Genomic DNA, 26054 nt, shown 5'->3' on the forward strand with positions numbered 1-26054 from the left:
GCGGCGGCCGCCGTCAGCCCATGAGCAGCGTCGCGGCGAGGATCGCGCTCGCCGCGAGCAAGGCGCTCTCGAGCCGGGTGAGCCGGTGCGCGGGGGTGGTGGACCTGGTCGTCATGAGAAAGCCGACCGCGGTCCCGATCATGAACGCCACCAGATGTCCGACGTGGGTGAACGTCTGCTCGATCAGCACGCCTTCGACCGCGACGATGAACCACAGCGTCGCCCAGGCGATGCGCCACCGGTGCGGCACCGCCGCCACCAGCGCGCCGATCAGCGCCATGGCGCCGTAGCTGACGCCGACGTCCTCGGCCCAGCGGATGCTGGCAGGCACCCACCCGGCTTGCACACCGACCCACAGGCCCGCCGCGACCAGCAGGGTCGCGCCGATGTGACCGGCCAGGAAGACGCGCACCGCCCGCAGCGCGCCGAAGCGCAGCTCGGCCAGGGCGAGCAGACAGGCCAGCAACGGAATGATGACCCACGACCCCACTACGTCGCCGATCACGAAGGCACTGGCCAGCAGTGTCCCGAGGCGGCCGCTCAGCAGGTTGTGCAGGTTGGTGCTCGCGTGCAGCACCATTCTGGTCTGCGCGGAGTCGCTCAGCACGGAGAAGACCGCCGAGACGACGATCAGTCCGGACAGATACACGGCCGTCGCGGGCAACCTCAGCCGCCGCCAGCGCGATCGCGGCGGAGCGGCGGGGTCGAGCGGCGCCGAATGGGCCGGCGTCGTCGCGACGATCATGCGTACCTCCGTTGTCCGCGCGGATACGACGATGCCATCCATGGTGCCTGGCCGCACGGTACGTACTCCAGGTATTCCCTGGAAATTTGCTGCAAAACACAGTTTTGCCCCGGAAATGGCGAAAGGCCCTCGACTGTGTCGAGGGCCTTTCGGGAAAGGATGTTCCGGCGGTGTCCTACTCTCCCACACCCTGTCGAGTGCAGTACCATCGGCGCTGGCAGGCTTAGCTTCCGGGTTCGGAATGGGACCGGGCGTTTCCCCACCGCTATGGCCGCCGTAACTCTATGAAACTATCCACACCACCAACTCCCGACCACACCACCCCGAACACGGGATCATGCCGTCGATCATCAGCAGTCTCTGTGTGTTGTTTCAGATACCGCACAGTGGACGCGTAGCAACCTTTGTTGGTAAGTCCTCGGCCGATTAGTACCGGTCACCTCCACACGTTACCGTGCTTCCAGTTCCGGCCTATCAACCCCATGGTCTATAGGGGGCCTTAACCACTCGAAGGTGGTGAGAAACCTCATCTTGGAACAGGCTTCCCGCTTAGATGCTTTCAGCGGTTATCCCTTCCGAACGTAGCCAACCAGCAGTGCCCTTGGCAGGACAACTGGCACACCAGAGGTTCGTCCGTCCCGGTCCTCTCGTACTAGGGACAGCCTTCCTCAAGTTTCTGACGCGCGCGGCGGATAGAGACCGAACTGTCTCACGACGTTCTAAACCCAGCTCGCGTGCCGCTTTAATGGGCGAACAGCCCAACCCTTGGGACCTACTCCAGCCCCAGGATGCGACGAGCCGACATCGAGGTGCCAAACCATCCCGTCGATATGGACTCTTGGGGAAGATCAGCCTGTTATCCCCGGGGTACCTTTTATCCGTTGAGCGACACCGCTTCCACATGCCGGTGCCGGATCACTAGTCCCGACTTTCGTCCCTGCTCGACCCGTCAGTCTCACAGTCAAGCTCCCTTGTGCACTTGCACTCGACACCTGATTGCCAACCAGGCTGAGGGAACCTTTGGGCGCCTCCGTTACATTTTGGGAGGCAACCGCCCCAGTTAAACTACCCACCAGGCACTGTCCCTGAACCCGATCAGGGTCCGAGGTTAGAAGTCCAATACGACCAGAGTGGTATTTCAACGACGACTCCACGAACACTGGCGTGCCCGCTTCACAGTCTCCCACCTATCCTACACAAACCGTACCGAACACCAATACCAAGCTATAGTGAAGGTCCCGGGGTCTTTTCGTCCTGCCGCGCGTAACGAGCATCTTTACTCGTAATGCAATTTCGCCGAGTCTGTGGTTGAGACAGCAGAGAAGTCGTTACGCCATTCGTGCAGGTCGGAACTTACCCGACAAGGAATTTCGCTACCTTAGGATGGTTATAGTTACCACCGCCGTTTACCGGGGCTTAAATTCTCAGCTTCGCCACCAAAAGTGGCTAACCGGTCCTCTTAACCTTCCGGCACCGGGCAGGCGTCAGTCCGTATACATCGTCTTACGACTTCGCACGGACCTGTGTTTTTAGTAAACAGTCGCTTCTCTCTGGTCTCTGCGACCACACCCAGCTCAGACCGCAAGGATCGTCACCAGACGTGGTCCCCCTTCTCCCGAAGTTACGGGGGCATTTTGCCGAGTTCCTTAACCACAGTTCTCTCGATCGCCTCGGTATTCTCTACCTGACCACCTGTGTCGGTTTGGGGTACGGGCCGTGTACCAACTCACTAGAGGCTTTTCTCGGCAGCATAGGATCACTGAATTCGCCTCAATCGGCTACGCATCACGTCTCAGGCACATGAGTGACGGATTTGCCTACCACTCGCCCTACACGCTTACACCAGGTACTCCATCACCTGGCCCAGCTACCTTCCTGCGTCACCCCATCGCTTGACTACTACAGCAGGGGTCGTGCGCAGCCGCTTCAAGCTTCCCGAAGGAAGTCCATCCACATTTGGGCACTTAGCACCACTGATTCGCCACTGGGCGCGGATACACGGGTACGGGAATATCAACCCGTTGTCCATCGACTACGCCTGTCGGCCTCGCCTTAGGTCCCGACTCACCCTGGGCGGATTAACCTGGCCCAGGAACCCTTGGTCATTCGGCGGACGAGTTTCTCACTCGTCTTTCGCTACTCATGCCTGCATTCTCACTCGCACAGCCTCCACCACTAGGTCACCCTGTGACTTCCACGGCTGCACGACGCTCCCCTACCCACCCCAACACCTGGCTCGAAAGCAGGCGCATGTTGGAGTGCCGCGGCTTCGGCGGTGTACTTGAGCCCCGCTACATTGTCGGCGCAGGATCACTTGACCAGTGAGCTATTACGCACTCTTTCAAGGGTGGCTGCTTCTAAGCCAACCTCCTGGTTGTCTTCGCGACCCCACATCCTTTTCCACTTAGTACACGCTTAGGGGCCTTAGCCGGCGATCTGGGCTGTTTCCCTCTCGACTACGAAGCTTATCCCCCGCAGTCTCACTGCCACGCTCTCACACACCGGCATTCGGAGTTTGGCTGACTTCGGTAAGCTTGTGGGCCCCCTAGGCCATCCAGTAGCTCTACCTCCGATGTGAAACACGTGACGCTGCACCTAAATGCATTTCGGGGAGAACCAGCTATCACGGAGTTTGATTGGCCTTTCACCCCTACCCACAGCTCATCCCCTCAGTTTTCAACCTAAGTGGGTTCGGGCCTCCACGACGTCTTACCGTCGCTTCACCCTGGCCATGGGTAGATCACTCCGCTTCGGGTCCATGACATGCGACTCAAAACGCCCTATTCGGACTCGCTTTCGCTACGGCTACCCCACACGGGTTAACCTCGCCACACACCGATGACTCGCAGGCTCATTCTTCAAAAGGCACGCCATCACCCCACCCCAAAGGGAAGGCTCTGACGGATTGTAAGCGTCCGGTTTCAGGTACTATTTCACTCCCCTCCCGGGGTACTTTTCACCTTTCCCTCACGGTACTAGTCCGCTATCGGTCACCAGGGAGTATTCAGGCTTACCGGGTGGTCCCGGCAGATTCACAGCAGATTTCACGGGCCCGCTGCTACTCGGGCACCCACTACAACAGAGCACGCATTTTCGCCTACGGGATTCTCACCCTCTACGACAGGCCGTTCCAGACCACTTCGACTAACACGCACTTTTCTGACTGTTGCCTACCACGGCAGTGATAGGAAAGTGAGCCCCACTACCCCACACGTGCAACACCTGCCGGCTATCACACACGCATGGTTTAGCCTCATCCGCTTTCGCTCGCCACTACTCACGGAATCACAATTGTTTTCTCTTCCTGTGGGTACTGAGATGTTTCACTTCCCCACGTTCCCTCCCAACCGCCTATATATTCAGCGGCAGGTGACACGACATCACTCGTGCCGGGTTTCCCCATTCGGAAATCCTCGGATCTCAGCTCGGTTGACAGCTCCCCGAGGCTTATCGCAGCCTCCTACGTCCTTCATCGGCTCCTGGTGCCAAGGCATCCACCGAACGCTCTTAAACACTTACAAACAAAGATGCTCGCGTCCACTGTGCAGTTCTCAAACAACACACCCACCCGAACCCTCACGCAAGACCAGCACCCTCCCAAGAAGGCCGGTATCAAGCAGATCCGAGCAGATCGTTATCTCTTGCCTGGAAAGAACGTCTGTTCTTTCAGGACCCAACAGTGTGTCGATATATCCCCGCCGACAACCACACAGGGCCGCCGTCGATGCGAAGAAGTTGTCAGCGTTCCACCCATGAGCTCCGCAGTCCCACATTCGAGGACATGAACGGCTCTGGCACAGCCACACTCGACTGTTCGAGGCGACCGAGCAGATGCTCCTTAGAAAGGAGGTGATCCAGCCGCACCTTCCGGTACGGCTACCTTGTTACGACTTCGTCCCAATCGCCGATCCCACCTTCGACGGCTCCCTCCCACAAGGGGTTAGGCCACCGGCTTCGGGTGTTACCGACTTTCATGACGTGACGGGCGGTGTGTACAAGGCCCGGGAACGTATTCACCGCAGCGTTGCTGATCTGCGATTACTAGCGACTCCAACTTCACGGGGTCGAGTTGCAGACCCCGATCCGAACTGAGACCGGCTTTAAGGGATTCGCTCCACCTCACGGTATCGCAGCCCTCTGTACCGGCCATTGTAGCATGTGTGAAGCCCTGGACATAAGGGGCATGATGACTTGACGTCGTCCCCACCTTCCTCCGAGTTGACCCCGGCAGTCTCCTGCGAGTCCCCGGCATAATCCGCTGGCAACACAGGACAAGGGTTGCGCTCGTTGCGGGACTTAACCCAACATCTCACGACACGAGCTGACGACAGCCATGCACCACCTGTACACCGACCACAAGGGGGCCTACATCTCTGCAGGTTTCCGGTGTATGTCAAACCCAGGTAAGGTTCTTCGCGTTGCATCGAATTAATCCACATGCTCCGCCGCTTGTGCGGGCCCCCGTCAATTCCTTTGAGTTTTAGCCTTGCGGCCGTACTCCCCAGGCGGGGCGCTTAATGCGTTAGCTACGGCACGGATCCCGTGGAAGGAAACCCACACCTAGCGCCCACCGTTTACGGCGTGGACTACCAGGGTATCTAATCCTGTTCGCTACCCACGCTTTCGCTTCTCAGCGTCAGTTACTGCCCAGAGACCCGCCTTCGCCACCGGTGTTCCTCCTGATATCTGCGCATTTCACCGCTACACCAGGAATTCCAGTCTCCCCTGCAGTACTCAAGTCTGCCCGTATCGCCTGCAAGCTCACAGTTGAGCTGTGAGTTTTCACAGACGACGCGACAAACCGCCTACAAGCTCTTTACGCCCAGTAATTCCGGACAACGCTCGCACCCTACGTATTACCGCGGCTGCTGGCACGTAGTTGGCCGGTGCTTCTTCTACAGGTACCGTCACTCACGCTTCGTCCCTGTCGAAAGAGGTTTACAACCCGAAGGCCGTCATCCCTCACGCGGCGTCGCTGCATCAGGCTTTCGCCCATTGTGCAATATTCCCCACTGCTGCCTCCCGTAGGAGTCTGGGCCGTGTCTCAGTCCCAGTGTGGCCGGTCGCCCTCTCAGGCCGGCTACCCGTCGTCGCCTTGGTAGGCCATTACCCCACCAACAAGCTGATAGGCCGCGGGCCCATCTCGCACCGATAAATCTTTCCACCACCAACCATGCGACCAGTGGTCATATCCGGTATTAGACCCAGTTTCCCAGGCTTATCCCGAAGTGCGAGGCAGATCACCCACGTGTTACTCACCCGTTCGCCGCTCGTGTACCCCGAAGGGCCTTACCGCTCGACTTGCATGTGTTAAGCACGCCGCCAGCGTTCGTCCTGAGCCAGGATCAAACTCTCCGTTGAAGACTCACGAAACACCCCCGAAGAGGTGAATCAGAAATATCTAAACTAGAGTCCGAAAACCCAGCAAAACAATCGCCAGCCGGAAAATTAGCTGACAAAAAATGCCCGACCCTCCACACGGGGAGCGGAAGAGCCGGAACCAAAAAACATTTGGCACTGACATTCATCGACACACTATTGAGTTCTCAAAGAACACACGCACACACCATCGCCCGGTTTGAGCCGATTGATCGGTGAAGCAACTTTTCCAGCTTAGCTCAGCCGCGATCCCAGTTGCAAACCAGGGTCTCGTTCGAGCTAGTGTGATCGTCAGGCGCTCCTCGTCCTACCTCGTTTCCCTGGCCTCTCACTCAGCGTTTCCGCTCAGCTCCTGGGCCCCGGGTCGGTGTCCGTGTCGCTCTGACTTGGAATAAGTTACGTGTCTGCGTGCATCATGTCAAATCGCCTGGTCAGCACGCGTTTTCACGAACACGTTTGTTACCTGCCGCCGACAGGAACGCGGCGGCACTCAATCCGTCACGCCGACGCGCGTGACATCGCCACCCAGCGCCTGCAACTGCTCGACGAAATTCGGGTACCCGCGGTCGATATGGAAGACGTCGTGCACTTCGGTGGTCCCGTCGGCAACCAGGCCCGCGAGGACCAGGCCCGCGCCGGCGCGGATGTCCGACGACCACACCGGAGCGCTCGACAACCGCGGAATACCGCGCACCACCGCATGGTGGCCGTCGGTGCGCGCGTCGGCGCCGAGCCGGATCATCTCCTCCACGAATCGGAAGCGCGCCTCGAAGATGTTCTCGGTGATCATCGAGGTGCCGTCCGCGATGGACGCGAGCCCGATGGCCATCGGCTGCAGGTCGGTCGGGAAGCCGGGGAACGGCAGGGTCGAGAAGTTCACCGCGCGCGGGCGCTCGGCCTGGACCACCCGGAAGCCGTCCTGCTCGAACGAGATGCGCGCGCCGGCCGACCGCAATTTGTCCAGCACCAGCGACAGATGCTTGGGGTTCACGCCCGTGACGCGGATGTCCCCGAGGGTCATCGCCGCGGCGATGCCCCATGTCGCGGCGACGATGCGATCGCCGATCACACGGTGCGTGGTCGGCGCGAGGCGCTCGACCCCCTGGATGGTGAGCACGGACGTGCCCGCACCACTGATCCGCGCGCCCATCCGGACGAGCATGTTGCACAGGTCGACGATGTCGGGTTCGCGCGCGGCGTTGTCGATCACCGTCTCGCCCTCGGCGAGCACCGCAGCCATGAGGATGTTCTCGGTCGCGCCGACCGAGGGGAAGTCGAGGCGGATCCGGGCGCCCTGCAGCTCGTCGGCCCTGGCCACCACGCAACCGTGCTCGATCTCGCTGGTCGCACCGAGCAGGCGCAGACCGGCTTGGTGCATGTCGAGCGGACGGGAACCGATGGCGTCACCACCGGGCAGCGCGACGACGGCGCGCTTGCACCGCGCCATCAGCGGACCCAGCACGCATACCGACGCGCGGAACTGCGTCACCGCGGGGAAGTCCGCGTGGTACTTCGGTTCGGCGGGCGTGGTGATGCTGACCACCCCGCCGTCGATGGCCACGTCGCAGCCGAGGCCGCGCAGTACATCGCCCATCAGCGGCACGTCGAGGATGTCCGGGCAGTTCGTGATCGTGGTGGTGCCCTCGGCGAGCAGCGCAGCGGCCATCAGTTTGAGGACGCTGTTCTTGGCGCCCCCCACCGTGACCTCACCGACGAGTCGATTTCCGCCGGTAACCAAAAACCGTTCCATGCCGCCTCTCCGCGTATTCGGCGCACTGTTGGTGCAAGGATAGTTGGGGCGGCGCACTACGGTGCCGCCTCTCCACGACTCCCCTCGCCGCCGGACGTATTCGCCGTTGGAGCGAGTGCCGCGAGATGGGCGTTCTGCGGTGAACGAGGTGACCTCGCCACCCTGCTGGGCCATACCCCGTGATCGCTCGGGTACTCGCCCGGCACTGCCGGGCGTTCAGGCGTCCGGCCGTCCCCCGCCGGGTTTCCACAGGATATCGCCGCCGGGGTTGGCCACCCGGCTCAGGATGAACAGCAGGTCGGACAGGCGATTGAGGTACTTGGCCGGCAGAACCTCGGTGTCGTCCGGATGCGCCTCGATCGCGGCCCATGCCGAACGCTCCGCGCGACGAGCGACCGTACGGGCGGTGTGCAGCAATGCCGCCAGCGGCGTACCGCCGGGGAGGATGAACGAATCGAGCGCGGGCAGGCCTGCGTTGAACTCGTCGCACCATGCCTCGAGACGATCGATGTAAGGCTGAGTGACTCGCAGCGGCGGGTACTTGGGCTCGGCCACCACGGGTGTGGAGAGGTCGGCGCCGGCGTCGAACAGATCGTTCTGTATCTGCCGCAGCACGGCGAGCAGCGATTCGTCCGGCCCGCCGAGCGCGATCGCGACACCGATGGCGGCGTTCGTCTCATCGCAGTCGGCGTAGGCGACCAAGCGTGGGTCGGTCTTCGCGACCCGGGAGAAGTCGCTCAATCCCGTGGTCCCGTCATCGCCGGTCCGGGTGTAGATCCGGGTCAAATGCACGCTCACAGCACAACCCTAGCGGGCGCGGCCGGGCGAGCCGTCGGCCCAGGTGCCTGCTACAGGCCGGGCATCCGGCGGGTGCGGTCGGACGGGCGGGATTCCACCCAGGAGAGAAAGGCGGTCAAGGAGTCGCGATCGAGCGCCAATTCGAAGTCGCCCGCCCGGTCCGACACCGCGATCACGGCGATGTCGTCGGTCATGATGTCGTACTCGTCGCCGCGCGGGCCGCGGCGATCCCCGATCTCGATGCCCTGGCGCCGAATGGTGGAGTCCGGGCCGAGTTTCAGGCTCGTGAGCTTGAAGAATACGAGACGATCCTCGTCGTAACGCATCAATCCGTGCCGCCACCCCTGGCCGCCGCGAGCGGGGAGGACACGCAGGAGCGCGGCAGTTCCGCCGCGCCGCAGCATGATCAGGCGATACGTCGAGGCGAGCGCGAGGAACACGAGCGTGAGCACCAGAATGATCAGCAGAACCATCCCGGTTTGCAATGCCGTACGTCCCTTCGCTCCGCCGCCGTGTCGTGCACACGGCAATCGATCGGCGATGTGGACAGGCTTTTCGGCTTTGCGCCTCCGAGCCCGATGCTCACATCGCGTGCGGCCATTCAATCACGGCCCCGAGTTTACAAATGGCCCGGCCGTGTCCGACTCGCCTGAAAGACGCTGTCGGCGGTGAAGAAGGCTTCACCGCCGACAGCAGTTGTTCTCGATGACAGGTTGTTGCTTACGCGTTCGCGGTCTGCTCGACCGCGCGCACCCGAGCCTGAGCGGCCCGCTGCTGCTCCTCGCTGGCGTCGGAGTCGGCCAGCACCCGGCGGGCCTCCTCGACGTCCACCTCGTCGGCGAATTCCGCCGACTCGGCCAGCACCCGAACCGAGTTCGCGGTGACCGAGAAGAAGCCGCCGTGCACCGCGGCGACGACGCGCTGACCGTCGGTATCCACGATCGTCACTGTGCCGCCCTCGACCAGCTGGCCAAGCAACGGCTCGTGACCGGCCATGATGCCGATCTGGCCCTCGGTGGTCTGCGCGCTGACGAACGTTGCCTGGCCGGACCAGAGCAGTCGTTCGACCGCGACGAGATCGACTGACATTTCCGCCATCGGTGACTACTTCCCGAGGATCTTCTTGGCGGCCTTCTCGACGTCGTCGAGACCACCGCAGCTGTTGAAGGCCTGCTCCGGGTAGCTGTCGAACTCGCCCTTGCAGACCCGGTCGAAGTCGTCGATGGTCTGTTCCAGCGGCACGACCGAACCCACCTGACCGGTGAACTTCTCGGCCACGATGAAGTTCTGGCCGAGGAACTTCTCCAGACGACGGGCGCGGCCGACGAGGACCTTGTCCTCTTCCGACAGCTCGTCCATACCGAGGATGGCGATGATGTCCTGCAGTTCCTTGTACTTCTGCAGGATCCGCTTGACCTCGTTGGCCACCCGGAAGTGCCGGTCGCCGACGATCGAGGCCTCCAGGATGCGGGAGGTCGAGGTCAGCGGGTCGACGGCCGGGTAGATGCCCTTCTGCGAGATCGGGCGGGAGAGCTCGGTCGTCGCGTCGAGGTGGGCGAAGGTGGTCGCCGGAGCCGGGTCGGTGTAGTCGTCGGCGGGCACGTAGATGGCCTGCAGCGAGGTGATGGACCGACCACGGGTCGAAGTGATGCGCTCCTGCAGCTCACCCATCTCGTCGGCCAGCGTGGGCTGGTAACCGACGGCGGAGGGCATGCGGCCGAGCAGGGTCGACACCTCGGAACCGGCCTGGGTGAACCGGAAGATGTTGTCGATGAACAGCAGCACGTCCTGGTGCTGCACGTCGCGGAAGTACTCGGCCATGGTCAGCGCCGAGAGGGCGACGCGCATACGGGTGCCCGGCGGCTCGTCCATCTGGCCGAAGACGAGGGCGGTGTCCGGGAGGACGCCCATCTCCTCCATCTCCAGGCGCAGGTCGGTGCCCTCACGGGTGCGCTCGCCGACGCCGGCGAACACCGAGGTACCGGAGAACTCCCGCGCGATACGGGTGATCATCTCCTGGATCAGAACGGTCTTGCCGACGCCTGCGCCACCGAACAGACCGATCTTTCCACCCTTCACGTACGGGGTGAGCAGGTCGATGACCTTGATGCCCGTCTCCAGGATCTCGGTCTTGCCCTCGAGCTGGTCGAACGACGGCGGCTTGCGGTGGATGCCCCACTGCTCGCCCTCGCGGCCGAGGCCGGGGGTGTCCAGGCAGTCGCCCAGCGCGTTGAAGACGTGCCCCTTGACGACGTCACCGACCGGCACCGAGATCGGCTTGCCGGTGTCGGTGACGGTGGCGCCGCGGACCAGGCCGTCGGTCGGCTGCATCGAGATGGTGCGCACGATGTTGTCGCCGAGGTGCTGGGCGACCTCGAGGGTCAGGGTCTTGGCCACCGAGGTCAGGGTGATCTCGGCGTGCAGAGCGTTGAACAGCTCGGGGATGGCTCCGCGCGGGAACTCGACGTCCACGACGGGGCCGATGACCCGGACGACGCGGCCTGCGGCGCCGCCGGTCCGGCTCGTGTTGTCTTGAGTGACAGCTGCGGTCATTGGTGTTGGTTCTCTCCGTGTCGATGTGCGGCCTTCGAGGGGCCCTTCGTGCCCGTCGCTCCGGCCGCGTGGCGCTTTAGTCGCGGTCCGAGCTCGACGCCAGCGCGTTCACGCCGCCGACGATTTCGCTGATTTCCTGCGTGATCTGGGCCTGACGCACCGAGTTCGCCTCGCGCTGGAGCACGCTCGCGAGCTCGTTGGCGTTGTCGGTGGCGGCCTTCATTGCGGTGCGCCGAGCCGCTGACTCGGATGCCGCTGCCTCGAGCAACGACGCGTAGATGCGCGTGTTGACGTACTTCGGCAGCAGCGCCGCCAGCAGCACATCGGCGTCGGGCTCGAATTCGTACTGCGCGTGGACGTCCGCGGTCGGTGAATCCGACACGATGTCCTCACCCAGGTCGAAGTTCTCGTCGACGTAGCTCACCTGGATCGGCGCCAACCGGCGCACCTCCGGGGTCTGCGTCAGCATCGAGACGAAGCGGGTGTACACGACGTGCAGCTCATCGACACCGGCGATGTCACCCGTCCCGTTCGGCGCGGGGACCGCTCCGTCGGAGCCTGCCATGAAGGCGTCGACCAGGTGGTGGCAGGCGGACGAAGCATCGGTGTACTTCGGCTGCTGCGAGAACCCGGTCCAGGCCGACACGTAGGAGCGGTTGCGGAACGCGTAGTACGTCAGGCCCTTGTTGCCCATGACGTAGAGCACCGGCTCCTTGCCCTCGTCACGGAGGGTGGTCATCAGCTCTTCGGCGCGCTTGAGCACGTTCGAGTTGTAGCCACCGCACATGCCGCTGTCACTGGTGATCACCAGCACGGCCGCCCGGCGCGGGTTGGGGCGCTCGGTCAGCAGCGGGTGCGACAGGTTCTTCGACGCGCTCGCCAGCTCGCTGAGGACCTTGGTGATCTCCTCCGCGTACGGCTTCGCGGCCGCGACCCTGGCCTGGGCCTTGGAGATGCGCGAGGTCGCGATCAGCTCTTGGGCCTTGGTGATCTTCTTGATCGAATTCACACCACGAATGCGGGAGCGCAATTCACGCAAGCTTGCCATCAGCGGTTCACACTCCCTTCATTCGCTGCGTGGAATGGGCGGCATCCGCGGGGCACGAGGAGGTCGCGCACGCGTCCTCCTTCGTGCCCGGCGCGGATACCGCGGATCGAATAGCGCATTTGCCGGCTCGCGTTACTTCTCGACGTGCTTGCGGGTCACCGACAGCGACTCGACCTCTTCGTGGTCGAGCTGGCCCGCCTCGGCCTCGTTCACCACGGGGGTGCCGTCGGAGGTGAGGAAGGTCCCCAGGAACTTCTTGGTGGCCGCCTCGACCTGCTCGGCCGCCTCGCCGTCGAGCACCTTGCCGCCCTCGATCGCCTTGAACGCGTCGGCGGCGCTGCGGTGCAGCTCCTCGAGCAGTTCGGCGTTGAAGCGGCGGATGTCGGCGACCGGAATCGAGTCGAAGTGGCCACGATCGACCAGGTAGATCGAGATGATCTGGTCCTCCACCGGCACCGGCGAGTACTGGTCCTGCTTGAGCAGCTCGACCCAGCGGGCGCCGCGCTCGAGCTGGGCCAGCGAGGCCGCGTCCAGGTCGGAGGCGAACGCGGAGAACGCCTCCAGCTCGCGGTACTGCGCCAGCTCCAGGCGCAGCGAACCGGCCACCTTCTTCATGCCCTTGGTCTGGGCGGCGCCACCGACGCGGGAGACCGAGGTACCGACGTTGATCGCCGGACGGACGCCCTTGTTGAACAGGTCGGACTCGAGGAAGACCTGGCCGTCGGTGATGGAGATGACGTTGGTGGGGATGAACGCCGAGATGTCGTTGGCCTTGGTCTCGATGATCGGCAGACCGGTCATCGAGCCGGCGCCCAGCTCGTCGGACAGCTTGGCGCAACGCTCCAGCAGCCGGGAGTGCAGGTAGAAGACGTCACCGGGGTAGGCCTCGCGGCCCGGCGGGCGACGCAGCAGCAGCGAGATGGCGCGGTAGGCCTCGGCCTGCTTGGTCAGGTCGTCGAACACGATGAGCACGTGCTTGCCCTGGTACATCCAGTGCTGGCCGATGGCCGAACCGGTGTAGGGGGCCAGCCACTTGAAGCCGGCGGAGTCGGAGGCCGGGGCGGCGACGATGGTGGTGTACTCCAGCGCGCCGTGCTGCTCAAGCGCGGCCTTCACGCCCGCGATGGTGGAGCCCTTCTGGCCGATGGCGACGTAGATGCAGCGCACCTGCTTGGTCGGGTCGCCGGTCTCCCAGTTGGCCTTCTGGTTCAGGATCGCGTCGATGCAGACCGCGGTCTTGCCGGTCTTGCGGTCGCCGATGATCAGCTGACGCTGGCCGCGGCCGATGGCGGTCAGCGCGTCGATCGCGGTGATGCCGGTGGCCAGCGGCTCCTCGACCGGCTGGCGCTCCAGCACGGTCGCGGCCTGCAGCTCGAGCACGCGCTGTTCTTCGGACTCGATCTCGCCGAGGCCGTCGATCGGCTGGCCCAGCGGGTTCACCACGCGGCCGAGGAACTTGTCGCCGACCGGAACCGAGAGCACGTCACCGGTCCGGCGGACCTCCTGGCCCTCCTCGATCTCGGCGAACTCGCCGAGGATGACCGCACCGATCTCACGGTCCTCGAGGTTCAGCGCCACGCCGAGCACGCCGCCCGGGAACTCGAGCAGCTCGTTGGCCATCGCCGAAGGCAGGCCGCTGACGTGCGCGATGCCGTCACTGGTGTCGGTGACCACACCGACTTCTTCGATGGAGGTCTCGGGGGTGTAGCTCTTGGTGTAGCTCTCGATCGCGCTACGGATCTCGTCGGAGGAGATCGTCAGCTCCGCCATGTTCTTCCTGCTCTCGCTGTCTGGGTCTGAATGTCGGGTGTGGTGGAAGCGCGCTAGGTGAGGGCCCGGCGCATCTTCTCCAGTCGGCCGATGGCGCTGCCGTCGATCACGTCGTCACCGACGCGCACCACGACTCCGCTCAGCAAACTCGGGTCGACCTGGATGTGCACCGTGGTCGCCTTGCCGTAGATGCGCCGCAGCGAGGCGGCCAGCCGGTCGCGCTGCTGCTCGGTGAGCCCGATCGCGGCGCGCACGTGCGCGACGATCTGATCGCGGCGCGCCGCCGCGAGGTCGGACAGCTCGTCGAAGGCGGCGCTGATGCCCGACCGCTGCCTGGCCACCACCTGCTCCGCGAGCGTCGAGGTGATGGGCTCCGTCTTGCCCGCGAGCAGCCGTTGGATCAGTTCGCTCTTGGCCGAAGCCTGCTGCGAACGATCCGACAGCGCCTGCTCCAAGTCGGGGTTGTCGCCGATGATCCGGCCGAGCCGGAACAGCTCGTCCTCGACCGCCTCGATCCGGCCACGCTGGGCCGCCGACTCCAGCAACGCCTCTTGACCGAGCAGCACCAGGGTGTCCACCAGATCGGAAGTGCGCGACCAGTTCTCGGCCACCGCGGTGGTCAGCACTGCCAGCGTGGCAGCGCTGACCTTGCCGCCGAAGACCCGCTCGCAGAGTTCCGCGCGCGCGGAACCCGGCACCGACACGTCCGCGAGCGCGACACGCAGCGAACGCTGGTCGTCCAGCACGGCGACAACGGCGAACAGTTCCGAGCCCGTCGTGGCCGCAGCACTGTCGCTTCCGGTCAGAGCGGCCCGAAGCGCCTCCCGAGACCGGGCACTGGCCTCGCGGCTCGCTGCGTACATGCTTCTCACTTTCGCGTCGTTACCTTCCGACCCCGATGCCTGCGTCGGTCTGGTCGAGCTCGTCGAGGAACCGGTCGATCGAGGCCGCCTGCTTGGCCTCGTCGGACACCGACTGCCCGATGATCTTCTCGGCCAGGTCGACGGCCGTGCGGCCGACTTCGTGGCGCAGCTCGGTCAGGATCTGCTGGCGCTGGGCTTCCAGCTGGGTGTGGCCCGCCGCGATGATGCGGTCGGCCTCGGCCTGGGCCTCCGAGCGCATCTGGGCGAGGATCTCCTGGCCCTGGGTGCGCGCGTCCTCACGGATACGCGCCGCCTCGAGCCGGGCGTCGGCCAGTTGCTGCTGGTACTGCTGCAGGGTGAGCTGAGCTTCTTCCTGCGCGGCTTCCGCGCGAGCGATGCCGCCTTCGATCTTCTCGGAACGCTCGTCGAGCGTCTTCATCAAGCGCGGGATCACGTACTTGTAGAACAAGAACCCGATGATGACGACGCAGACGATCGACCAGACGATGTCGTACGTTTCGGGGACGAGAGGATTCACTTCCTCTCCCTCCGCCGCCGCGAGCAAAACTGACTCGTACATCGGAATCAGAAAATGAAGCCGGCGACGAGACCGATGAGGGCCAGCGCCTCGGTGAACGCGATACCGAGGAACATGTTGGTCCGGATGGTGCCCTGCAGCTCAGGCTGACGCGCGATGCCCTCGATGGCCTTACCGACGACGATGCCGACGCCGATGCCGGGGCCGATCGCGGCGAGACCGTAGCCGACGGCGCCCAGGCCCTTGAAGGTGCTCTCGTTCGTGGCGGCTTCCTGGGCCAGGTAAGCGAGGCTCATGAGTCTTCCATTCCCTTTCTGTTGCTCACCCGCCGGTCGGCGTGGTGTAGCAGGTTTCCGGTATTTGTGTCGGTCAGGTCAGTGATCGGCCGCGTGCTGTGCGAGTCCGATGTATACGGCGGTCAGCAGCGCAAACACGTAGGCCTGCAGGAAGATGACCAACAGCTCGAAGAGCGTGAAACCGAGTCCCGCGAGCAGCGAGAACGGCGAGAACACCTTCATCCACGCGGCGGCGTCGAACAGGAAGAACCAGGTCGCGCTGAAGAACAGCACCAGCATGATGTGGCCGGCCAGCATGTTCGCCATGAGTCGGACGGTCAGCGTGAACGGGCGCAGGATGAAGGTGGAGACGAACTCGATCGGAATCAGCAGCACGTGCAGTGCGGCGGGAACGTTCGGAACGACGATGCTGCTGCGCATGTAGTTGAGGAATCCGTACTTCCGGATACCGACGTAGTTGAACGTCAGGTACGCGATGACGGCCAGCACCAGCGGCATGCCGATTCGGGCGTTCGAGGAGATGTTCAACCCCGGAACGACACCCGAGAAGTTCAGAAAGAGGACCGTGAAGAAGATCGTCGCGATCAGCGGGAAGAACTTCCGTCCCGATTCCTTCCCGAGGACCTCGTCACAGATCTGCTCCTTGACGAAGACCAGGCCGATTTCGGCGACATTCTGCAGGCCGCGCGGAACGATCCGCGGCGAGCGGAATGCCAGCACCATCACGACGGCGAGAACGGCCGTCATCAGAATCCGGATCAGCATCAATCGATCGAGTTCGAACGGCGTTCCCTCGAACAGCACAGCTGGAGGGAAGAAGTCGGTAAGCGACGGCGCATGGAACTCGGCCGCCAGAGTGGTGACGCTCAGCGTTCTCTCCCGTGTTCGGGCCGCGGGTACGGTCATTCCCGCGGTTCGATCGGACATTGACGATCAATTTGGGTCGACTCAGGTCGGCTCGAAGTTCGTCAGCAGCTGTGCGGTGGTTCGCATCCACCCGGCGTCTGTACGTGTGTCGGCGACATTCGTCGACATGCAGAACCGGAACACCCCTCGGAGCCCGGCACGGCAGTAAGCATAGCGGCCCATGCAGGGGATCTCGGCGGTGACCCCTCACTGATCCCCGACTTGGTCGCTTGCTTACCAATACTTTACCAAGTCATCTACGACAGCGTGTAGGGGGTGGGGGTTTTCGTTACTCCCGAGTACCGGAGGCGGACTCCGAGTCCGTCGTCGTCACGTACGGAACCTTCTGGCGGACAACGCCGTACGTCTCCGCGCCGAGCACGATGATCAAGGCACCGACCACGGTCAGGAACAACACGACCCGGTCGTAGAAGTCGAATCGCTGGAGGACCGCCACGACGATCAGCGCCACCAGGATCTTGAGCACCCAGCTGACCAGCATGACCAGACCAGCCGTGCTCGGCGGCAGTTTCGCGCCGAACAGCACCACGGCGGCGGTGGTCAAGATGAAGCCGCCGCCGATCGCGGCGCCCAGCACCGCACCCCATACGCCGGCGACACCCGAGACGGCGGCGCCGAGCGCGACGGCCAGGACCACCAGCACGCCCAAGCCGATCAGTCCGTAGCGCAGCGCGGCGCGCAACGGCGCGTCGGGGCCGGGAACGGGTCGGGGTGTGAAGCTCACAGCCGCCGACTTTACCCGGACGCCGATCCGTCGCCCGCCGGGTCCCCACGCCGCAGCCCCGGAATGGCGGTGATCACCAACGCGAAAACCAGTCCGCCCGCCATCAGCAAGACGACCAGCCTGCGATCCATCAGCGACGTGCCGACCGCGCCGAAGGCGAGCACACCGACCCACAAATAGATCAGCAACACCACGCGGCGGTGGGAATGACCGATCTGCAGCAAACGGTGGTGCAAGTGCATCTTGTCCGGCGTCGAGAAACTCACGCCCGCGCGAACCCGGCGCACGATGGCGAGCAACAGGTCGAGCACCGGAATGAACATCACCGCACCGACCAGCAGCAACGGGGAAAGCAGACCGACGATGTCGCGCGGGCCGTAGCCCTGCAGCGGGATTCGCCCCGACGCGCCGGTCGACACCGCCGCGAGCATCAAGCCGATCAGCATCGAGCCCGAGTCGCCCATGAATATGCGCGCCGGCTGGAAATTGTGCGGCAGGAATCCGAGGCATCCGCCGGCCAGCGCGGCGGCCAGCAACGCGGGCGGATAGGTGTCCACCGAGCCGCCTTGCTCGTTCATCAGGCCCAGGCAGAACACGAAGACGGCCAGCGCCGCGATCAAGCCCAGTCCCGCCGCGAGGCCGTCGAGACCGTCGACGAAATTCATGGCGTTGACCAAGGTGACGGTGACCGCGACCGTGACCAGTCCGCCCTGCAATCCGTCCAGCACGACCGTGGTGTTGCTGAACGGGTTGTAGATGACGTACCAGCCCAATCCCATGACGGCCATCACCCCCGCCGCCGTCACCTGGCCCGCGAACTTCGTCAGCGCGTCGAGGCCCCAGCGATCGTCCACGATCCCGACCAGCACGATGACCGTGGCGGCCACCAGCACGGCGATCGGGATGTTGGGTTTGTAGTCGAAGCCGCTGCGCAGCGCGGGCAGCTGATGGGCGAACAGCACCGCGGCGACCACGCCGATGTACATGCCGACGCCGCCCATCCGCGGAATCGGTTTGACGTGCACGTCCCGGTCACGCGGCACGGCGACCGCGCCGAAGCCGATCGCCAGTACCCGCACCCCGCCGGTGGCCAGGAACGTCACCACCGCGGAGATGAGCAGCACGACGAGCAGCTCCCGGAGCGGGACGACAGCGCTCGAACCCATCATCCGAGCTGCGCGGCGCCGCTGAGCGCTTCCGGCGACATGCCGAGCACCTCGGCGATGTCGGCGACGGGCACCGCGCCCACGCGCAGGATGCGCGGCTGGTCGGCGGTGAGGTCGACGATGGTGGAGGCCACCGCGTGCTCGGCCGGGCCGCCGTCGAGGTACACGCTCACCAGCTCGCCGAGCTGGTCACGGGCCTCGGCCGCGGTCTTCGCGGGCGGCTGCCCGGACACGTTGGCGCTGGACACCGCCAGCGGACCCACCTCACGCAACAATTCGAGGGCGACCGGGTGCAGCGGCATCCGCAGCATCACCGTCCCGCGGGTGTCGCCGAGATCCCAGGCGAGCGAAGGCGCTTGCTGGACAACGAGACTCAGACCGCCGGGCCAGAACGCCTGGATCAGCTCGCGCGCCTGCGGGCGCACCGAGAACACCAGGCCGTCGATGGTGTGCCAGGAACCGACGAGCACCGGCACCGGCATGTCCCGGCCGCGGCGCTTGGCCGCGAGCAGCGCACTCACCGCGGTCGAATCGAACGCGTCGGCGCCCAGCCCGTACAGGGTGTCGGTGGGCAGCACGACCAGTCGTCCGGATTTCAGGGCGCTGGTGGCTGCGGACAGTCCGGCGGCGCGCGAGTCGGGATCCGCGCAGTCGTAGACGGTACTCACGGCAACCATCCTGGCATGCTGGGCCGCCTCCCCGAGAACTCAGGCCGTACTAGTGGGGTGAAACGAGAGTTGCGTTCAGGTCTTGCGTCGGGTGCCGAGCGAGTTCTGGGCGTGCCCGGCGAGTTACCCATGTGCTTACGAAATCAGTCGTCACGTGGGATGCGGCGGCTGTCGCCGCGCATCGGGAGCATTCTCGATGCGATCTTCAGCTCGGAACCATGCCGGAATCCGCACTCCGCCGCACCGCACGCCCTCGTTTTCGAGCAGGCCCCGCCGTTGTTCAGTTGCACAGTGCCGCGCGGAGGCCGCGCCTACGCGGTGCGCCTGTTTCTGGCACAGCGACCGGTCGCGACAAGTTTCGCGCACGCAGTTCAGGCGGTGCCGCACAGGACAGCCTCGTAGTCCGGCAGGCATCCTCGTGTCGCTGCATCCGGCGGCGCGGTCGTCCGAGGACGCCGCAGTCGGAGGAATGGACGTGGGCGGCAGCACATGCGCCGGGAAGGACCGCACGGATTCGTGCGCCATGGCGAGAGACCGCGCGAAAAAACACTCCGCTCACGTGTGGGTGGCGGCGACGAAGCGTGGTTTGCCTGCCAGGTCGGGGTGTTCGACGACGTCGGTGAAGGCGCCGGTGGCGGTGAGGAGGGCGGCTACGCCGGAGCCGTTGGTGTCGTCGTGCTCGATGGCGGTGGCGCCGCCGGGGCGCAGCAGTCTGGTGATGTTCGGGATCATCTCGCGGATGACGGACAGGCCGTCGGGGCCGCCGAACAGGGCGACGGACGGGTCGTGCTCGGCCACCTCGGGGTCGAGGCGCGCCCCCTCCGGGATGTAGGGCGGGTTGGACACCACTACGTCCACCCGGCCGTTCAGATCGGTGAGCAGCGCGGGATCGGTGGCGTCGTCGGCATAGAGCGTGATGGGAGTATCGCCCGCGGCGATCCGGTCGTCGGCGTTGCGCCGCGCCCAGACCAGGGCGGCGGCATCGAGTTCGACCGCGTGCACCTCGGCGTCGGGGCGCGCATGGGCCAGAGCGAGGGCGAGCGCCCCCGACCCGGTGCACAGATCGACGACGATCGGCGCGTGATCGTGCGGCAGCGCTTCCAACTGCGCCAGCGCCCACGCGTACAGCAACTCGGTCTCCGGGCGCGGCACGAAGACGCCGGGGCCGACCGCGAGGTCGAGCGCGCCCATCACGGCCGTTCCGGTCAAGTGCTGCAACGGTATCCGCCGCGCCCGGCGGTCGACCAGCGCGCGGAACTCGTCCAGCTCGTCCGGCGACACGAGCGGGCTCAGCGCCAGCCGGGTCCGCTCCACGCCGAGAACGTGCGCGGCCAAGTGCTCGGCGTCGGCGCGGGGACTGTGCACTCCGGCGGTCCGTAGCGTCTCGATGGCGTCGTTGAGGACGGGGCGCAGCGCGACTCGGGTCGTAGACATGACAGCGACTCTGCCCGAAAGGTGATCACTCCGCGGCCATACGCGCTTCGCGATCCGCCTTCCCCAGTGCGTCCAGCAGCGCGTCGAGATCCCCGTCGAGCACGGCGTCGAGGTTGTGCGCCTTGAAACCGATCCGGTGGTCGGTGATGCGGTTCTCCGGGAAGTTGTAGGTGCGAATCCGCTCGGAGCGGTCCACCGTGCGGATCTGGCTGGCGCGGCCCGCCGCCGCCTCCTGATCGGCCTGTTCTTCCGCCAGCGCCTGCAACCGGGCCGCGAGCACCTGCATGGCGCGGGCCTTGTTCTGCAGCTGGGAACGCTCGTTCTGGCAGGTCACCACGATGCCGGAGGGCAGATGGGTGATGCGCACCGCGGAGTCGGTGGTGTTGACGCCCTGCCCACCCTTGCCGGAGGAGCGGTAGACATCGATGCGCAGATCGGACTCGTCGATCTGCACCTCTTCGATCTCGTCGGGCTCCGGGTAGATCAGCACGCCGGCCGCCGAGGTGTGGATGCGGCCCTGCGATTCGGTCACCGGAACACGCTGCACCCGGTGCACGCCGCCCTCGAACTTGAAGCGCGACCAGACACCGTCGCGCGCCGCGTCGCGGCTCTTGATCGACAGCGTCGCCTCTTTGTAGCCGCCCAGGTCCGACAGAGCGGCGTCGAGGATCTCGACCTTCCAGCCGTGGCGCTCGGCGTACCGCACGTACATGCGGGCCAGGTCGGCGGCGAACAGCGCGGACTCCTCGCCGCCCTCACCGGACTTCACTTCCAGCACGACGTCGTCGCCGTCGTGCGGGTCGCGGGGGGCCAGCAGGTCGGCGAGGGCCTGTTCCAGCTCCTCGACCTGGCTTTTCAGCTCCGGGATCTCCGCGGCGAAGGTGGCGTCGTCAGCGGCGAGTTCCTCGGCGGCGGACAGGTCGTCGCGCGCCGTCTCGAGCTTGCGGTAGGTGGCCATGACCGGGGCCAGCTCGGCGAACCGCTTGCCGACCCGGCGCGCGGCGCCCGCATCGTTGTGCAGCGACGGATCGGCCAGCTGCGTCTCCAGGCCCGCGTACTCGGCCAGAATGTCGTCGATGGCGGACGGTTGCGTCACGGTGCTTCCTTCTCCTGGTCCCTGTCCATACAAAACACCGACGCCCGGCCTGCGCAGCAGGACCGGGCGTCGGCGAGGAAGCTACTTGGCGTCGGCCTTCTTGCCGGCACGCTTGCCGTAGCGGGCCTCGAAGCGGGCCACGCGGCCACCGGTGTCGAGGATCTTCTGCTTGCCGGTGTAGAACGGGTGGCACTGCGAGCAGACCTCGACGGTGATGTGTCCCGACTCCTTGGTGCTGCGAGTCTGGAAGGTGTTGCCGCAACCACAGACGACCGTGGTGTCGACATACGTCGGGTGAATTCCTGCCTTCATGGATGTCCTCTCGATTGTGGTCGCCGGGTCGCCCGCGCGAACGCGCGAAGCGTGAACCGGAACCGACTAGGCGGGAGCTCTGCTCACCTGAGCAGACGCAACGACCGATCAGTATGCCAGAACGGCCGTTACGCTCCCAAAACGCCCCCGGCGCGCGGTTTGTTCCCGCCCCGCGTAATCCCCGCCGTTCGCGCCCCTGGAAGTCCGGGCACGCGAATCCGCGCCGCCTCCGGGACGCTGAAGTCGGGTAGTCCGCTACTCAGGAATGCGAACAAATTCGTTCATAGAGTTGCGTACCTGGTGCACATCGGCGTGCCGAGACAGGAAGGAGACCCCGTGAACATCCGGATCGCGTCCGCGATTCTCGTTCTGCTGACTCTCGCGGTCGCTGTCGGTTTGTCCGCCCTCCCCGCAGACGCGCACTATCCGGCGCCGGCGAACGCCGTGTACATCCAGACTCCGGAACCCGCCCCCGATCCCGATCCCAGGCCGTGCGCGCTCATCCTCGGTGTCCTGATCTGTGGCGCCGCGACGATAGGAAACGCTTTCTTCGCCCCACGAACGCCGAAAGGGTCCCGCTACGGCGGGACCCTTTCGGCCGTTGGCACTCCGGAGAGGCAGACGAGCCAAACCCTATTCGTCGAGCGCACCCGGCGCGGTCTTGCTCACCTGCATCAAGAACTCGAGGTTGTTCTTGGACTTCTTCAGACGGTCGATCAGCAGATCGATCGCCTGGTGCGAGTCCAGGCCGGACAGTACGCGGCGCAGTTTGTGCAGTACCGCCGCCTCGTCGGGGCTGAGCAGTAGCTCGTCCTTGCGGGTACCGGACGGGTTGACGTCCACCGCGGGGAACACCCGGCGCTCCGCGATCTTGCGGTCCAGCTTGAGCTCGGCGTTGCCGGTGCCCTTGAACTCCTCGAAGATCACCGTGTCACCGGTCGAACCCGTCTCGACCATCGCGGTGGCGATGATCGTCAGCGAGCCGCCGTTCTCGATGTTGCGCGCCGCGCCGAGGAACCGCTTGGGCGGGTACAGCGCGGTGGAATCCACACCACCGGAAAGGATTCGGCCCGAAGCGGGCGAGGAGTTGTTGTACGCGCGCCCGAGGCGGGTGATCGAGTCGAGCAGCACGACGACATCCTTGCCCATCTCCACCAGGCGCTTGGCGCGCTCGATGGCGAGTTCGGCGACCGAGGTGTGGTCCGACGGCGGCCGGTCGAAGGTCGAGGAGATGACCTCGCCCCGTACCGAACGCTGCATGTCGGTGACCTCTTCGGGACGCTCGTCGACCAGCACCACCATGAGGTAGACCTCGGGGTTGTTGGTCGCGATCGCGTTCGCGATGTCCTGCAGGATCGTGGTCTTACCGGCCTTCGGCGGCGACACGATCAGGGCGCGCTGGCCCTTGCCGATCGGCATGATCAGGTCGATCACCCGGGTGGTCAGCTTGTTCGGCTGGGTTTCCAGCCGCAGGCGCTGGTTCGGGTACAGCGGAGTGAGCTTGCCGAACTCGGGACGCCGCTTGGCCGCCTCGACGTCGCCGCCGTTGACCGTGTCCAGCCGCACCAGCGGATCGAACTTCTGGCGCTGGTTGGACTGTTCGCCGTCCCGCGGCGCGCGCACCGCGCCGGTGATCGCGTCACCGCGGCGCAGGCCGTTCTTGCGGACCAGGTTCATCGACACGTAGACGTCGTTCGGCCCGGCCAGGTAGCCCGACGTGCGGACGAAGGCGTAGTTGTCCAGCACGTCGAGGATGCCCGCGACCGGCTGGAGCACGTCGTCCTCGCGGATCTCCAGCTCGCGGGACTCGCCGCCGCCGGTCTCGCGGTCACGCCCACGACGACGCTCCCGGAAGCGGCGTCCACGCCGTCCGCGACCGCCTTCTTCGTCGTCGCCGCCGCGGCCGCCCGCGCTGCCGTTCTGGTTCTGGCCCTGGCCACGCTCACCCTGGCCACGCTCACTCTGCCGATCGCCCTGGCCACGCTCACTCTGCCGATCGCCCTGGCCACGCTCACTCTGCCGTTCGCCCTGGCCACGCTCGCGGCGGCGCTCGCCGCCCTGTTCGGCGTCCTGCTTCGGCTCGTCGGCACGGGTTTCGGCGGGCGCGGTGTCGGTCGCCGATCGCGCCTGGTCACGGCCGCGCCGCTGCCGGCCGCGGCCACGCTGGCCGCTCTCCCGGCCGGACTCCTCGGTGGTCTCGGCGGCCTGCGCCGACGCCGACTCGGGCGCGTTCGCGGGCGCGGAATCGGCGGGGGCCGTCTTCGCCGGGGCGGGAGCCTCGCCGGGCGCGGCCGAAGCCGCGGGCGTCACGTCGAGGGTCGCCTGCTCGGCCTTGGCCGGCGCCGGCTGCGCCGCAGCGGCGGCCTTCGCGGGGGCATCGGCCTTGGCGGTTACCGCGGACTTGGCCTCGCCCTTGGCGGGCTTCTCCACCTTCGCCGCCTTTCCGGCGGCCTGATTTTCCTTGATGGCGGCGATCAGATCGCCCTTGCGCATTCCGGAGGTGCCTCGGATACCGAGCTCCCCCGCAAGCGCGCGCAACTGCGGCAACAACATTCCAGTCAGCCCCGATCGTGCGACGTCGGTGTGTTCGCTCATCTTCGAAATCTGTCCGGATTCACTTTCGCGGTCGCCCGTCGGGTTCGATTCCACGCCGGGTGTCGCGAGCAGGTCCGTATCTGTCACGGAAATCCTTTCCTTCCCTCGATCGCCGTGTGCTGTTTCGAGGGTTCGTCCCGCAGCCCGGGCATTCTGCCGGACTGGGATGCGTCCGTCCGGGCGCTGTGTGCCGTATCACCTGCCCCGCCGGACCGGCGGCTTCTCCACCAATGGTGAAAGGTGGGGAGAGATCATTCCAGTTGCGCAGCTACGCAGCACCCCCATGGCCTGGAGGCTCGAGCCTGGAGCCTGCTGGAGCGATTGCCCTGATGAAGCACCGGCGTCTGATGCGCACGATGTACGGACTTGCCCAGAATAGCTGTCCATTGCGAATCTCGGCAAGACAGACTCGCCGTCAGTCGACCAGGACGCCCTCCGCGATTCCCGGCTCCACCACCCGCAGGCCGTCGGCCGCCGCCAGTTCACGGAGTTCTGCCGGGAATTCGCTGGTACCGAGGGCCAGGATGGTCGGTCCCGCCCCGGAGACGGTGGCCGCGATGCCCGCCGTGCGCAGGCGGGTGATCCACGCGGTGGTCAACGGTAGCGCGGGGGCACGCTGGCCCTGATGCAAGCGGTCCGCGGTGGCGGGCAGCAGCAGGTCGGGGCGCTGGGTGAGCGCCACCACGGCCAGCGCGGCGCGGCTGACGTTGAACGCGGCGTCGCCGTGCGGCACGACGTCGGGCAGCAGGCCGCGGGTGTGCGCGGTGGAGGAGCGCACCTCGGGGATCAGCACCACCGGGCGCAGCGTGGGATGCGCGTCGAGCCGCACCGCGCGGTAGACGCGGCCGTGATACTCCGTGGCCGGAGCCTCGTCGGCGGGGCGATCGCTCTCGGTCCACGACACCACGATCCCGCCGAGGACACTGGCGGCCGCGTTGTCCGGATGACCTTCGAATTCGGCCGCCAGCTGGACCATTCGGTCGGCCGAGGTGGCCAGCGCCGGGTCCAGCTTCGCGGCGAGGGCACACCCCGCGGCCAGTCCGCCGACCGCCGCGGAGGCCGAGGAGCCGAGCCCACGAGAATGCGGAATCACGTTGCGGCACACCACATCCAGGCCGTCGGCCCACACCCCGGCCGACTCCAGGCCGCGCTCGATCGCGCGGACCACGAGATGCGAAGGGCCCCAAGGGACATCGTCGGCGCCCTCACCCTCGACCCGGATGGTGAGCCCGGAATCGGTGGTGCGCACCTCGATCTCGTCGTAGATCCCCAATGCCATGCCGAGCGAATCGAACCCGGGACCGAGGTTCGCGGTGGACGCGGGTACCCGCACGGTCACGGTCAGACCGGCGGGCAGCGTCGCGCTCATGAGCTGGCCGTCGCGCGAGCTCA

The 26054-nt window shown here is 65.5% G+C and carries 20 protein-coding genes and 3 rRNA genes; all 23 read right to left on the reverse strand.

The genetic code is table 11. The features are described from left to right. Nucleotides 1-13: 13 nt before the first annotated feature. The 23 genes from QMG86_RS25610 to thrB all read right to left on the reverse strand — a co-directional run bounded on the left by QMG86_RS25610 (nucleotide 14) and on the right by thrB (nucleotide 26031). Nucleotides 14-745 (reverse strand): rhomboid-like protein, encoded by a 732-nt coding sequence (locus tag QMG86_RS25610; protein ID WP_281875222.1) that lies wholly within the window; start codon nucleotides 743-745, stop codon nucleotides 14-16. A 162-nt stretch (nucleotides 746-907) separates the two neighbouring features. After that, a 5S ribosomal RNA gene (rrf, locus tag QMG86_RS25615) occupies nucleotides 908-1024 on the reverse strand. Between the two features lie 127 nt (nucleotides 1025-1151). Beyond that, nucleotides 1152-4266: ribosomal RNA gene (locus QMG86_RS25620) — 23S ribosomal RNA — on the reverse strand. 321 nt (nucleotides 4267-4587) lie between these two features. Then, nucleotides 4588-6106, reverse strand: a 16S ribosomal RNA gene (locus QMG86_RS25625). Together the 16S, 23S and 5S rRNA genes form the textbook arrangement of a ribosomal RNA operon. Before the next feature lie 508 nt (nucleotides 6107-6614). Further along, complete coding sequence (gene murA / locus QMG86_RS25630; protein WP_159839192.1) at nucleotides 6615-7874, reverse strand: UDP-N-acetylglucosamine 1-carboxyvinyltransferase; 1260 nt, start codon at nucleotides 7872-7874, stop codon at nucleotides 6615-6617. 216 nt (nucleotides 7875-8090) lie between these two features. Next, nucleotides 8091-8672 (reverse strand): cob(I)yrinic acid a,c-diamide adenosyltransferase, encoded by a 582-nt coding sequence (locus tag QMG86_RS25635; RefSeq protein WP_281875223.1) that lies wholly within the window; start codon nucleotides 8670-8672, stop codon nucleotides 8091-8093. Between the two features lie 50 nt (nucleotides 8673-8722). Beyond that, nucleotides 8723-9145: a DUF2550 domain-containing protein gene (locus tag QMG86_RS25640; RefSeq protein WP_195088340.1), complete on the reverse strand. Its 423-nt coding sequence runs from the start codon at nucleotides 9143-9145 to the stop codon at nucleotides 8723-8725. A gap of 247 nt (nucleotides 9146-9392) precedes the next feature. Beyond that, nucleotides 9393-9770 (reverse strand): F0F1 ATP synthase subunit epsilon, encoded by a 378-nt coding sequence (locus tag QMG86_RS25645; RefSeq protein ID WP_159839198.1) that lies wholly within the window; start codon nucleotides 9768-9770, stop codon nucleotides 9393-9395. 6 nt (nucleotides 9771-9776) lie between these two features. After that, on the reverse strand, nucleotides 9777-11225 hold the full coding sequence (gene atpD, locus QMG86_RS25650) for a F0F1 ATP synthase subunit beta (RefSeq protein WP_281875224.1): 1449 nt from the start codon (nucleotides 11223-11225) through the stop codon (nucleotides 9777-9779). Between the two features lie 76 nt (nucleotides 11226-11301). Then, nucleotides 11302-12273: a F0F1 ATP synthase subunit gamma gene (locus QMG86_RS25655; RefSeq protein WP_063022903.1), complete on the reverse strand. Its 972-nt coding sequence runs from the start codon at nucleotides 12271-12273 to the stop codon at nucleotides 11302-11304. Between the two features lie 132 nt (nucleotides 12274-12405). Beyond that, nucleotides 12406-14043, reverse strand: a complete 1638-nt coding sequence (gene atpA, locus QMG86_RS25660) for a F0F1 ATP synthase subunit alpha (protein ID WP_281875225.1) — start codon at nucleotides 14041-14043, stop codon at nucleotides 12406-12408. Nucleotides 14044-14096: 53 nt separating this feature from the next. Beyond that, nucleotides 14097-14906: a F0F1 ATP synthase subunit delta gene (locus QMG86_RS25665; protein ID WP_281875226.1), complete on the reverse strand. Its 810-nt coding sequence runs from the start codon at nucleotides 14904-14906 to the stop codon at nucleotides 14097-14099. Nucleotides 14907-14925: 19 nt separating this feature from the next. After that, a complete protein-coding gene (locus QMG86_RS25670) occupies nucleotides 14926-15486 on the reverse strand; it encodes a F0F1 ATP synthase subunit B (protein ID WP_195088333.1) in 561 nt (186 codons plus the stop codon). Between the two features lie 5 nt (nucleotides 15487-15491). Next, nucleotides 15492-15740, reverse strand: coding sequence for an ATP synthase F0 subunit C (locus tag QMG86_RS25675; RefSeq protein ID WP_039796339.1), 249 nt, complete (start codon nucleotides 15738-15740; stop codon nucleotides 15492-15494). Nucleotides 15741-15818: 78 nt separating this feature from the next. Next, entirely contained in the window at nucleotides 15819-16646 is an 828-nt protein-coding gene (gene atpB / locus QMG86_RS25680; protein ID WP_159839362.1) for a F0F1 ATP synthase subunit A, read from the reverse strand. 289 nt (nucleotides 16647-16935) lie between these two features. Further along, nucleotides 16936-17391: a Cg1360 family ATP-synthase-associated protein gene (locus tag QMG86_RS25685; protein WP_281875227.1), complete on the reverse strand. Its 456-nt coding sequence runs from the start codon at nucleotides 17389-17391 to the stop codon at nucleotides 16936-16938. Between the two features lie 11 nt (nucleotides 17392-17402). Next, nucleotides 17403-18560, reverse strand: a complete 1158-nt coding sequence (locus QMG86_RS25690) for a glycosyltransferase family 4 protein (RefSeq protein WP_063022915.1) — start codon at nucleotides 18558-18560, stop codon at nucleotides 17403-17405. Further along, nucleotides 18557-19225, reverse strand: coding sequence for an L-threonylcarbamoyladenylate synthase (locus QMG86_RS25695; protein ID WP_281875228.1), 669 nt, complete (start codon nucleotides 19223-19225; stop codon nucleotides 18557-18559). The genes QMG86_RS25690 and QMG86_RS25695 overlap by 4 nt, the downstream gene beginning before the upstream one ends. A gap of 555 nt (nucleotides 19226-19780) precedes the next feature. Further along, nucleotides 19781-20659: a peptide chain release factor N(5)-glutamine methyltransferase gene (gene prmC, locus QMG86_RS25700; protein WP_281875229.1), complete on the reverse strand. Its 879-nt coding sequence runs from the start codon at nucleotides 20657-20659 to the stop codon at nucleotides 19781-19783. A 25-nt stretch (nucleotides 20660-20684) separates the two neighbouring features. After that, a complete protein-coding gene (prfA, locus tag QMG86_RS25705) occupies nucleotides 20685-21755 on the reverse strand; it encodes a peptide chain release factor 1 (RefSeq protein ID WP_281875230.1) in 1071 nt (356 codons plus the stop codon). A gap of 81 nt (nucleotides 21756-21836) precedes the next feature. Continuing rightward, nucleotides 21837-22067, reverse strand: coding sequence for a 50S ribosomal protein L31 (gene rpmE / locus QMG86_RS25710; protein ID WP_039796334.1), 231 nt, complete (start codon nucleotides 22065-22067; stop codon nucleotides 21837-21839). A gap of 633 nt (nucleotides 22068-22700) precedes the next feature. After that, on the reverse strand, nucleotides 22701-24662 hold the full coding sequence (rho, locus tag QMG86_RS25715) for a transcription termination factor Rho (protein WP_281875231.1): 1962 nt from the start codon (nucleotides 24660-24662) through the stop codon (nucleotides 22701-22703). Between the two features lie 415 nt (nucleotides 24663-25077). Beyond that, nucleotides 25078-26031 carry a homoserine kinase gene (thrB, locus tag QMG86_RS25720; RefSeq protein ID WP_281875232.1) on the reverse strand — a complete coding sequence of 318 codons (954 nt, stop codon included), beginning with the start codon at nucleotides 26029-26031 and terminating at the stop codon, nucleotides 25078-25080. Nucleotides 26032-26054 lie beyond the last annotated feature (23 nt).

It is taken from the genome of Nocardia sputorum (genome assembly GCF_027924405.1).
Lineage (GTDB): Bacteria > Actinomycetota > Actinomycetes > Mycobacteriales > Mycobacteriaceae > Nocardia > Nocardia sputorum.